The sequence below is a fragment of the Streptomyces bohaiensis genome, from assembly GCF_012033785.1.
GTDB lineage: Bacteria > Actinomycetota > Actinomycetes > Streptomycetales > Streptomycetaceae > Streptomyces > Streptomyces bohaiensis.
On sequence record NZ_JAAVJC010000029.1, the window covers coordinates 20,794 to 31,456 of the forward strand.

Consider the following 10,663-nt stretch of genomic DNA (forward strand, 5'->3'; position numbering starts at 1 on the left):
GACCGGGGCGGCGCGTGCCGCGCCGGTCCGCCTCCGCGTTGCGGCCGGCGCCCGACGGCTCAGCCGGGCTGCGAGGACCGCTCGTGGAGTTCGAACCAGGTGGCCTTGCCGTCGCCGCGCGGGTCGACGCCCCAGGCGTCGGCCAGGTTCTCCATGAGGAGGAGCCCGCGGCCGGAGGAGGCCATCTCACCCGGTTCGCGGCGGCGCGGCAGGTCGTCGCTGCCGTCGGCGACCTCGACCCGGAGCCGCCGGCCGGGGGGCCGCCCGGTGATCTCGACGGTGAGCAGCGCGTCGGTGTCGGTGTGGACCAGGACGTTGGTGAGCATCTCGGAGAGCATCAGCACGGCCCCGTCGGCCTGGTCCGGGTCCGCCCAGTCGTGGAGCAGTTCGGCGAACTGGTGGCGGGCCTCCGCGATGCGCCCGGGGGCCGCCTGGTCGACGGTGACGGCCAGCCGGCGCTCCGGGTCCTGGGGGTGCTGGAGGCTGAACAGCAGCAGCGCGATGTCGTCCTCGCGCCGGTCGGTGAGCGGGCCGGTGTGGCTGTGGCTGGGCGGCCCGTGCACGCCCTCGATGAGGCGGTCCGCCAGCTTCTCCAGATCGTCTGCGGGCTCGCCGCGGAGGATGCCGGCCAGTCGGGTCCAGCCGGTGTCCAGGGTGTGGCCGCCGGTCTCCAGCAGGCCGTCGGTGAACATCAGCAGCGTCTCGTCGCGCTGGAGGGTGATGCGGGTGGTCGGGTAGGACCAGTCGGGGACGACGCCCAGCGGCGGGCCGCCGACCGTCGGCCGCTGCACGGGGGTGCCGTCGCCGAGGCGCACCGCGGGGTCGGGGTGGCCGGCGCGGGCGACGTCGAGGGTGCCGGTGCGCGGGTCGGCCTCCAGGTACAGGCAGGTGGCGAACCGGTCGTCGCCGGAGAGCGGCATCCCGGAGAGGAACCGGGAGGCCCGGGAGAGCACGGTGTCGGGCCGGTGGCCCTCGGCGGCGTAGGCGCGCAGCGCGATGCGGAGCTGGGCCATGATCGCGGCGGCGCGGACGTCGTGGCCCTGGACGTCGCCGATGACCAGGGCGACCCGGTCGGAGGGCAGCGGGATCACGTCGTACCAGTCGCCGCCGATCTGGAGCCCGCCGCCGGTGGGGACGTAGCGGGCGATGAGCTGCGCGCCGGGGATCTCGGGGTTGGCGGCGGGCGCCATGGTGTGCTGGAGGTCGGCGGAGAGTTCGCGCTCGGTCTCGAAGACGTGGGTGCGGGCCAGGGCCTGTGCCAGCATGCGGGCGACGGTGGTCAGCACGGACCGCTCGTCGGGGCTGAAGGAGACCGGCTCGGGGAACGACGCCATCCAGGCGCCGATGGTCCGGCCGCCGACGATCAGCGGCAGGTAGGCCCAGGCGCAGCGGCCGAACTCCTTCACGTAGGGCCATGCCTCGGGGAACCGCTGCTCGTACTCGGCCGGGCCGGAGACGTAGACGGCGCGGCCGGAGCGGATGGCCTCGGCGGCCGGGTACGGGGAGTCGAGGGTGGGGGCGAAGCCGCGGGCCGCCCGGCGGCGCTGCGGGGTGGCGCTGATCGCGTAGCCGTGGTGGCCGACGACGGTGAGCTCTCCGGCCTCGACGCCGAAGACGATCAGCCCGTCGGGTGAGAAGCCGGGCAGGGCGAGCCCCGCGGCGACGCGCAGCACCTCGCCGGTGGTGCGGGCCTCGGCGAGGGCGCGGCCGGCGTCGAGGAGGAACGCCTCGCGCGAGAGCCGCCAGTCCCGGCCGAGCGGGGCCGCGACGGCGGTGCTGGGCGGCACCTCCATGAGGGTGCCGCTCATGGCGAAGTCGTCGCCGTCGCCGTGGGCGCGGACCCGGGCGCGGACGGTCCGCGCGTCCGTCCCGTCGGCGGCGATGACCCGCAGCCGGCTCTCGCCGATGCGGTTCTCGGCGGCGCTGAGGGTGGCCACGCGGTACAGCTCGATGTAGTCCTCGACGTGCACCCGGGCGCGGACGGTGGCCTCGCCGATGGTGGTGTACCGCTCGGGCAGGCCGAACAGCCCGGCGGCGGTGGCGTCGAGCGTGACCAGACCCGTCGCGTGGTCCCAGCGCCAGAGTCCGGTTTCTGCCGCGGCCAGCACATCCTCGGTGCGCATTTGTCTCACTTTATGCGTAAGTACGCCCGAACGGCGAGGGGACTGGGCCGGGACGGTAGTCTGAGGTGCCCCCGGCTGTCGCTGTCGTGGCCGCTGCCGCTCAGCCGTCGGCGCCCGCGGAGCCCACCGGCGGTGAACCGTTGACCCTGGCTCTCGGACGACTTGGATTGAGCGATGCACCGGTACCGGTCCCACACCTGCGGCGAACTGCGCTCCGCGGACATCGGCAGTGATGTCCGACTGTCGGGCTGGCTGCACAATCGCCGGAACCTGGGCGGCATCCTCTTCATCGACGTCCGGGACCACCACGGCATCACGCAGCTGGTGGTGCGGCCCGGCACCGACGTGAACGAGCAGCTGTCGTCCCTGTCGAAGGAGACGGTGATCCGCGTCGACGGCTCCGTCGTGGCGCGCGGCGCGGACAACGTCAACCCGGAGCTGCCGACCGGTGAGGTCGAGGTGGAGGTCTCCGGCGTGGAGGTCCTCGGCGCCGCCGAGCAGATCCCCTTCACCATCAACGCCGAGGACGGCGTCAACGAGGAGCGGCGCCTGGAGTACCGCTTCCTCGACCTGCGGCGCGAGCGGATGCACCGCAACATCATGCTGCGCTCCGCGGTGATCTCCGCGATCCGGCAGAAGATGACCGCGCAGGGGTTCAACGAGATGGCGACGCCGATCCTGTCGGCGACCTCCCCCGAGGGCGCCCGTGACTTCCTGGTGCCGTCGCGGCTGCACGCCGGCAAGTTCTACGCGCTGCCGCAGGCGCCGCAGCAGTTCAAGCAGCTGCTGATGATCGCGGGCTTCGACCGCTACTTCCAGATCGCGCCGTGCTTCCGCGACGAGGACGCCCGCGCCGACCGCTCGCCGGGCGAGTTCTACCAGCTCGACGTCGAGATGAGCTTCGTCGAGCAGGAGGACGTCTTCGTCGTCATCGAGAAGGTGATGACGGAGCTGTTCGAGGAGTTCGGCAACGGCAAGCACGTCACCTCGCCGTTCCCGCGCATCCCGTTCCGGGAGGCGATGGAGAAGTACGGCTCGGACAAGCCCGACCTGCGCGCCCAGCTCGAACTGGTCGACGTCACCGACGTGTTCGCCGGTTCGGAGTTCAAGGCGTTCGCCGGCAAGCACGTCCGCGCCCTCGCGGTGCCGGACACCGGCGACCAGCCGCGGAAGTTCTTCGACCAGATGGGCGAGTTCGCCGTCGAGCAGGGCGCCAAGGGCCTGGCGTGGGTCCGCGTCGGGGAGGGCAACGCCCTGACCGGCCCGATCGCGAAGTTCCTCACCGAGGAGAACACCACCGCACTGGTGGAGCGGCTCGGCGCGAAGGCCGGCACGGCGATCTTCTTCGGCGCCGGAGCGTACGACGAGGTCTCGAAGATCATGGGCGCGGTCCGCGTCGAGGCCGCCCGCCGCACGGGCCACTTCGAGGAGGGCGTCTTCCGGTTCTGCTGGATCGTCGACTTCCCGATGTTCGAGAAGAACGAGGACACCGGGGAGATCGAGTTCTCCCACAACCCGTTCTCGATGCCGCAGGGCGGGCTGGAGGCCCTCGACAGCAAGGACCCGCTGGACGTCCTGGCCTGGCAGTACGACATCGTCTGCAACGGCACCGAGCTGTCCTCCGGCGCGATCCGGAACCACGAGCCGGAGATCATGTACCGCGCGTTCGAGATCGCCGGCTACTCCAAGGAGGACGTCGAGCGCGAGTTCGGCGGCATGCTGCGCGCCTTCACCTTCGGCGCCCCGCCGCACGGCGGCATCGCCCCCGGCGTGGACCGCATCGTGATGCTGCTGGCCGACGAGCCGAACATCCGCGAGACCATCGCCTTCCCGCTCAACGGCAACGCGCAGGACCTGCTGATGGGCGCGCCCTCCACCGTCGACGAGTCGCGGCTGAAGGAGCTGCACCTGTCGCTGCGGCCCTCCGCGCAGCAGGCGCTCAAGGCCGCCGCCGAAGCGAAGGACGGCAGCACGGCCCAGGACGGCGACACGGCGAAGTAACCGCGCCGCACACGCGCCGCACACCGCGCAACCACCGGCCGCCACCCCGCCACGGGGGTGGCGGCCGGTGGTGTCTCCGTGTCCTTCCGCCGCCCCGCCCGTTGCTCCCGGCGGGCCGTCCTCGAGAGCGGGGCGAGGCGTGCGGGTCGGCGAGGTCCGCGCGCTGCGTTCGGCCGCTCGGCGCGATCCCGGGCGGATCCGTGAAAGATATCCACAGCCTGGGGACGAAGCGGCCGCCGGCCGGAGCGCGTCGCACCGTAAACCGGTGGGCGGCCGGGACGGGGCGCGGTACAGTCGGAAACGTCCTGTTGTCTCCGATAGAGGTGGACGTTGCGCATCTGAGGTACGCGAACATCGCGCGGTACGGCCCGGCCGTACGGCGTCACGCGCCCGAGCAGGCCCTTCGCTGCGGCCGCCCGCCCGTGACGTCCCGCGTGGACGCGACCTCGGTGCACCCGCCGTCCCCTCCGCCGTATCGCGGACTCGGAGCCCTCCCGGCACCTCCCGCCGGCCCGGGCCCGATCGCCGCGGCTTCCCGACCCCGGCCGTCGCCCGGTCGGGAACGGAGCCGGACGACGTCCCGCACCTGATCCGCCGCTCCCCGAGTCGGCCCGGTCGCCGCCGCACGGTGCTCGCAGACGAGCCCCCCGACCAGCGTCGACGACTGCGAGTGACCCATGTCCCACACCCCGACGGGCCCCGCCCTGACCTGCTCCGCCCTGACCTTCCGGTTCGCCGACGGCACACCGGTCCTGGACGACCTGTCGATGACCGTGCCGCGCGGCCGCACCGGCCTCGTGGGCGCCAACGGCAGCGGCAAGTCCACCCTGCTGAAGCTGTTCGCCGGCCTGCTGCGGCCGGAGAGCGGCTCGATCGGCGTCACCGGCAGCCTGGCGCTGCTGCCGCAGAACATCACCCTCGACACCGGGCTCCGCGTCGAGGAGGCGCTCGGCATCGCCGAGCAGCGGGCCGCGGTCCGCGCCATCGAGTCGGGGGACGTCGACCCGGCGCACTTCGAGACGGTCGGCGAGGACTGGGACGTCGAGGAGCGCGCGCTGGCGACGCTCGGCTCCCTCGGCCTGGACCACCTCGGCCTGGACCGCAGGGTCGGCGAGATGTCCGGCGGCGAGACGGTGCTGGTCCGGCTGGCCGCGCTGCTGCTGGGCCGGCCGGACGTGCTGCTCCTGGACGAGCCCACCAACAACCTCGACCTGTTCGCGCGCCGCCGGCTCCACGAGGCCGTCGACACCTGGCGCAGCGGCGTCCTCGTCGTGGTGAGCCACGACCGGGAGCTGCTGGAGCGCGTCGACCGCATCGCGGAGCTGCGGTCCGGCGAGGTCACCTGGTACGGCGGCGGCTGGACCGCCTACGAGGAGGCGGTCGCCGCCCAGCAGGAGACCGCGGAGCGGCTGCTGCGGGTGGCCGACGCCGACGTGCGGCGCCAGAAGAAGGAGTTGGAGGAATCCCGCATCAAGATCGCCCGCCGGGAGCGCAACAGCCGCAGGATGCAGGCCGAGCGACGGGCGCCCCGCATCGTCGCCGGCAACCGCAAACGGGCGGCGCAGGAGTCGGCGGGCAAGCTGCGCGGGCTGCACGAGGACCGGCTGGACGAGGCCCGCGAACGCCGCGAGGAGGCCGCCGACGCGGTCCGCGCGGACGCCGCGATCCGGGTCGACCTGCCGCAGACCGAGGTCCCCGCCGGCCGGACCGTGCTGACCGTCGAGGGGCTGCGGCTGCCCCACGGACGGCTGCGCCATGGCGACCTGCGCGTCCACGGCCCGGAACGGATCGCGCTGGTCGGCCGCAACGGTGCCGGCAAGACCTCGCTGCTGCGGACCGTCGCCGGGACGCTGGCACCGGAGGCCGGGCAGGTCCGCGCGCACGTGCCGCTGCGGTTCCTGCCGCAGCGCCTGGACGTGCTGGACGACGGGTTGAGCATCGCGGAGAACGTGGCGGCGGTCGCGCCCGGCGTACCGGACAACGAGATCCGGCGGCAGCTCGCCCGCTTCCTGTTCCGCGGGGCCCGCGCCGAGCAGCTCGCGGGAACCCTCTCCGGCGGGGAGCGGTTCCGCGCGTCGCTCGCCGCCATGCTGCTGGCCTCGCCCGCGCCGCAGCTGCTGATGCTGGACGAGCCGACGAACAACCTCGACCTGGCGAGCGTGCGGCGGCTCACGGAGGCGCTCGCCTCCTACCGGGGGGCGCTGCTGATCGCCGGCCACGACCTGGCGTTCCTGGCGGCGGTGGGCGTCACCCGCTGGGTGCTGGTCGACGAGTCACTGGTGGAGAGCGGCCCCGACGAGATCCACGCGCTGCTCGCCGGGGGCGGCCGGACGGACGGGGTCGGCGCGGCGGCCGCCGGGGTGGGAGGCGCCGAGGACGACGGGGAGCCGTGACCGACCGGGTCGGCGGGGGCGGGCGCGGCGCACGAGCGGCGCAGGGGCCCGGCGGTCAGTGCCGGTCGGTGGGCGGTGCCGCTCGGCACCTGCCGGCGCCGGCCCCTGCCGGCCGAACCGTGGTCAGCGCCGGGGCGCGCCGCTGTGCTCGCGGGTGAGGTCCCACGCCGCGTCGTCGGTGGCGGAGTCGGCGCCGCCGGCCGCGCCGCCCGGGTCGGCCGGCGGTTCCGTGCACGACGGCCCGGCGGGACGCCGGGGTCCGGTGGTCCCCTCCCCGGCCGCGCGGAAGGCACGCAGCCGGAGGCTGTTGAGGACGACCGACACGGAGGAGAACGCCATCGCCGCGCCGGCCAGCATCGGGTTGAGCAGCCCGGCGGCGGCGACGGGGATCGCCGCGGTGTTGTAGCCGAACGCCCAGACCAGGTTGGTCTTGATGGTGAACAGCGTCTTCCGCGACAGCCGGATGGCGTCGGCGGCGGCCAGCAGGTCGCCGCGGACCAGGGTCAGGTCGCCGGCCTCCATGGCGGCGTCGGTCCCGGTGCCCATCGCCAGGCCGAGGTCCGCGGTGGCGAGCGCCGCCGCGTCGTTGACGCCGTCGCCGACCATGGCGACCGTCCGTCCCTCCGCCTGGAGGCGGCGGACCACCGCGACCTTCTCCTCGGGCATGACCTCGGCGACGACCTCGTCGATGCCGACCTCGGCCGCGACCGCCGCGGCGACGGCGCGGTTGTCCCCGGTCAGCAGCACCGGCGTCAGGCCGAGCGCCCGCAGGCGGCGGATCGCCTCGGCGCTGGTGTCCTTGACGGCGTCCGCCACCTCCAGCACGGCGCGGGCACGGCCGTCCCAGCCGACGAGCACCGCGGTCGCCCCGCGCTGCTGCGCCTCGTCGGCCAGTCGGGCCAGCGGGGCGGGCACCTCCAGCCCCGACTCGGCGAGGAGCCGGGCGCGACCGACGGTCACGGTGCGGCCCTCGACCTCGCCCCGGACGCCGAGACCGGCGAGGCTGCCGAAGGAGTCGACCTCGGGCAGCGGCCCGCCGATCCGCTCCTCGGCGCCCGCCGCGACAGCGCGGGCGACGGGGTGCTCGGAGGCGTGCTCCAGCGCCCCGGCCAGCCGCAGCGCCTCCTGCTCGGCCTGCTCGTCGCCGGCTTCGGTGCGGACGGCGACCAGCGTCATGCGGCCGGTGGTGACGGTGCCGGTCTTGTCCAGCACGATCGTGTCCACCCGGCGGGTGTTCTCCAGCACCTCCGGGCCCTTGATGAGGATGCCCAGCTGGGCGCCGCGGCCGGTGCCGACCATCAGGGCGGTCGGGGTGGCGAGGCCGAGGGCGCACGGGCAGGCGATGATCAGGACGGCCACCGCCGCGCTGAACGCGGCGGCGACGCCCGCGCCGTTGCCGAGCCAGAAGCCGAACGCGGCGACGGCGATCCCGATCACCGTCGGCACGAAGACCGCCGAGACCCGGTCCGCGAGCCGCTGCACCGCCGCCTTGCCGGACTGCGCGTCCTCCACCAGCTTCGCCATGCGCGCCAGTTGGGTGTCGGCACCGACGCGGGTCGCCTCGACCACCAGCCGCCCGGAGGTGTTGACGGTGGCGCCGGTGACGCCGGCGCCCGGGGCGACCTCGACGGGTACCGACTCCCCTGTGAGCATCGAGACGTCGACCGCCGACTCACCGCGCAGCACCCGGCCGTCGGTGGCGACGGTCTCACCCGGACGGACGACGAAGTGATCGCCCACGGCCAGCTGTTCGACGGGGACGCGGAGTTCGCGGCCGTCGCGCAGCACGACCGCGTCGCGCGCCCCCAGCTCCAGCAGGGCCCGCAGCGCGGCGCCCGCCTTCCGCTTGGTGCGGGCCTCCACGTAGCGGCCGGTGAGGATGAAGGCGATGACGCCGGCGGCGACTTCGAGATAGATGTTGCCGGCGGCGTCGGTGCGGGCGATGGTCAGTTCGAAGCCGTGGGTCATGCCGGGCTGCCCGGCGGTGCCGAGGAACAGCGCCCAGACCGACCACAGGGTGGCGGCCGTGGTGCCGACGGAGATCAGGGTGTCCATCGTCGCGGTGCCGTGGCGGGCGTTGGTCCAGGCGGCGCGGTGGAACTGCCAGCCGCCCCAGACGACGGCAGGCGCCGCCAGGGTCAGCGACAGCCACTGCCAGTACTCGAACTGCCAGGCGGGCACCATGGCGAGGACGATCACCGGGAGCGCCAGCGCCCAGGTGACGAGCATCCGGTGCCGCAGCAGGGCGACGGCGTCCCGGCCGGGCGGTTCGGCGCTGTGACCGCCGTAGGCCCCGTGCTCGGCGGGGTCGCCGTGGTCCGCGGGGCCGCCGCCGGACGCCGGGCGCGGCGGAGCCGGCGGCGCGGCGGTGTACCCCGCCGCCTCGACGGTCGCCACGAGGTCCGCGACGGCGGTGCCGTCGGGGACGGTCGCCCGCGCCTTCTCCGTGGCGTAGTTGACCGTGGCGGTGACCCCGTCCATGCGGTTGAGCTTCTTTTCGATCCGGACGGCGCAGGCGGCGCAGGTCATACCGCCGATGGTCAGCTCCACCTCGGTGACCGTCCCGGGGGCCGTGGTCATCGTCCCGTCTCCTCCACACTGCGACGACTGGATACCCTGCCGGGGTATCACCCCCTCCGGTATACCCCCATGGGGTACAGGATGCAACCGTGCCGACCCTGGATCGCACCGTCGGAAGCAGATACCCTATGGGGGTATTCCGGGCAGCGCTGCCGCGCCTTGCTCCCGTGCCCCGGCCGGGGCACGGGAGAAACCGCACCCCCGACCAGGAGGCCACGTGACCACCGGACGCACCAGCCGAGGACTCCGCGCCCGGTTCACCGGCGACAGCGGCGGCAGCGCAGCGCTGCGGATGGCGGCGTTCGCCGCTGCCCTGGCGGCCGCCTTCGGCACCGCCTTCACCGTCGGCACCCTCACCGAGCCCGCCGCCCCGCCGCCAGTGGAGACCCCGGGCAGCCACGGCGAGGACGGCGACCCCCGCGACCCCCACGACGGCGCCGGGCACGAGGACGGCCCCCACGGGCCGGGCGACGGGTCGGGCGACGGCCACGACCACGGCTGACCGGCGGTCCGTCCGGCACCGGCCGGCACCGCGCAGCGCCCCCGCGCCCCGCCTCCCGGGCCGGCCACCGAACGGCACACCCCGGTTGAGCGGGGGTGCGACCGGCGGTACGTTCGGCCCATCCCGGAGGGAGACGCCGATGTCGCCTCACGCCGACCCGACGCGCAACCGCGCGGAGCTCGGGCACAAACTGCGCTACGCCGCACGTCATCCCGGGCGCATCGCCCCCCACGTCCGACGGACCGCCCGCGACCTCTGGTTGCGGGCCCGCCACCGCGACCACGTGGCCTACTACCGCGCCGTCATGGCCTCGGACGCGGCCCGCGACCCCCGCGCCGCCGTCGGCAGCAGGAACGACGAACGGTGGCTCGCCCTCGGCGCGATGCAGTTCGACTACCTGCTCGCCCACGGCCTGCGGCCGGAGCACCGCATGCTGGAGGTCGGCTGCGGCAACCTGCGCGCCGGCTGGCGGTTCATCGACCACCTCGACAGCGGGCACTACTACGGCATCGACATCTCGCCCGACATCCTGGTCCACGCCAAGCGGACGCTGGTCGAGCGCGGCCTCCAGGCCAAGCTGCCCCACCTCACGCTGACCGACGACCTCACCTTCGACTTCCTGCCGGACGCGCACTTCGACGTGGTGCACGCCCACAGCGTCTTCTCGCACTCGCCGCCCGGAGTCATCGACCAGTGCCTCGCCCACGTCGGGCGGGTGCTGCGACCCGGCGGCTGGTTCGACTTCACCTTCGACCGGACCGAGGGGCGCGAGCACCAGGTGCTGCGGGAGGACTTCTACTACCGCACCGAGACGCTGACGGCGCTCGCGGCCTCGCACGGGCTGGAAGCCGCCTTCATGACCGACTGGGAGGAGCTGCCGCACGGGCAGTCGAAGATCCGCGTGACCCGACCGGCCACCGGCCGCACCTCACGGACGCCCGACCGCCCGGGCGTCGGCCGGCCCGCCACCGGGCACGACGGCCCCGCGCAGGCGGACGGACCCGACCCCGGGCACCCCGACGGCTGACCGGGAGCCACCGACGGCGGGCGGCGCGGTACCGCCC

Annotated in this window: 6 protein-coding genes; 4 read left to right on the forward strand and 2 right to left on the reverse strand. The window is 74.4% G+C overall.

Annotated elements, in window-relative coordinates:
• Nucleotides 1–59: 59 nt before the first annotated feature.
• Nucleotides 60–2,123 carry an ATP-binding SpoIIE family protein phosphatase gene (locus HCN52_RS06315; RefSeq protein ID WP_168087360.1) on the reverse strand — a complete coding sequence of 688 codons (2,064 nt, stop codon included), beginning with the start codon at nt 2,121–2,123 and terminating at the stop codon, nt 60–62.
• A gap of 174 nt (nt 2,124–2,297) precedes the next feature.
• Between HCN52_RS06315 and aspS the strand changes: the two genes are divergently transcribed.
• Entirely contained in the window at nt 2,298–4,124 is a 1,827-nt protein-coding gene (gene aspS / locus HCN52_RS06320) for an aspartate--tRNA ligase (RefSeq protein WP_168087361.1), read from the forward strand.
• A 677-nt stretch (nt 4,125–4,801) separates the two neighbouring features.
• Entirely contained in the window at nt 4,802–6,517 is a 1,716-nt protein-coding gene (locus HCN52_RS06325) for an ABC-F family ATP-binding cassette domain-containing protein (protein WP_168087362.1), read from the forward strand.
• A gap of 123 nt (nt 6,518–6,640) precedes the next feature.
• Here the strand turns inward: HCN52_RS06325 and HCN52_RS06330 are convergent, their stop codons facing one another.
• Nucleotides 6,641–9,097 carry a heavy metal translocating P-type ATPase gene (locus HCN52_RS06330; protein WP_168087363.1) on the reverse strand — a complete coding sequence of 819 codons (2,457 nt, stop codon included), beginning with the start codon at nt 9,095–9,097 and terminating at the stop codon, nt 6,641–6,643.
• 217 nt (nt 9,098–9,314) lie between these two features.
• Here HCN52_RS06330 and HCN52_RS06335 point away from each other — a divergent pair, with 217 nt between their 5' ends.
• Together HCN52_RS06335 and HCN52_RS06340 are read left to right on the forward strand one after the other, a co-directional pair.
• Entirely contained in the window at nt 9,315–9,599 is a 285-nt protein-coding gene (locus HCN52_RS06335) for a hypothetical protein (RefSeq protein ID WP_168087364.1), read from the forward strand.
• Between the two features lie 139 nt (nt 9,600–9,738).
• On the forward strand, nt 9,739–10,626 hold the full coding sequence (locus HCN52_RS06340; RefSeq protein ID WP_168087365.1) for a class I SAM-dependent methyltransferase: 888 nt from the start codon (nt 9,739–9,741) through the stop codon (nt 10,624–10,626).
• Nucleotides 10,627–10,663: the final 37 nt, after the last annotated feature.

Excerpts from the sequence above, each read along its gene's own strand:
- HCN52_RS06325 (WP_168087362.1), top strand. The coding sequence starts at position 4,802 with ATGTCCCACACCCCGACGGGCCCCGCCCTGACCTGCTCCGCCCTGACC.
- HCN52_RS06330 (WP_168087363.1), bottom strand. The coding sequence starts at position 9,097 with ATGACCACGGCCCCCGGGACGGTCACCGAGGTGGAGCTGACCATCGGC.
- HCN52_RS06340 (WP_168087365.1), top strand. The coding sequence starts at position 9,739 with ATGTCGCCTCACGCCGACCCGACGCGCAACCGCGCGGAGCTCGGGCAC.
- aspS (WP_168087361.1), top strand. The coding sequence starts at position 2,298 with ATGCACCGGTACCGGTCCCACACCTGCGGCGAACTGCGCTCCGCGGAC.
- HCN52_RS06315 (WP_168087360.1), bottom strand. The coding sequence starts at position 2,123 with ATGCGCACCGAGGATGTGCTGGCCGCGGCAGAAACCGGACTCTGGCGC.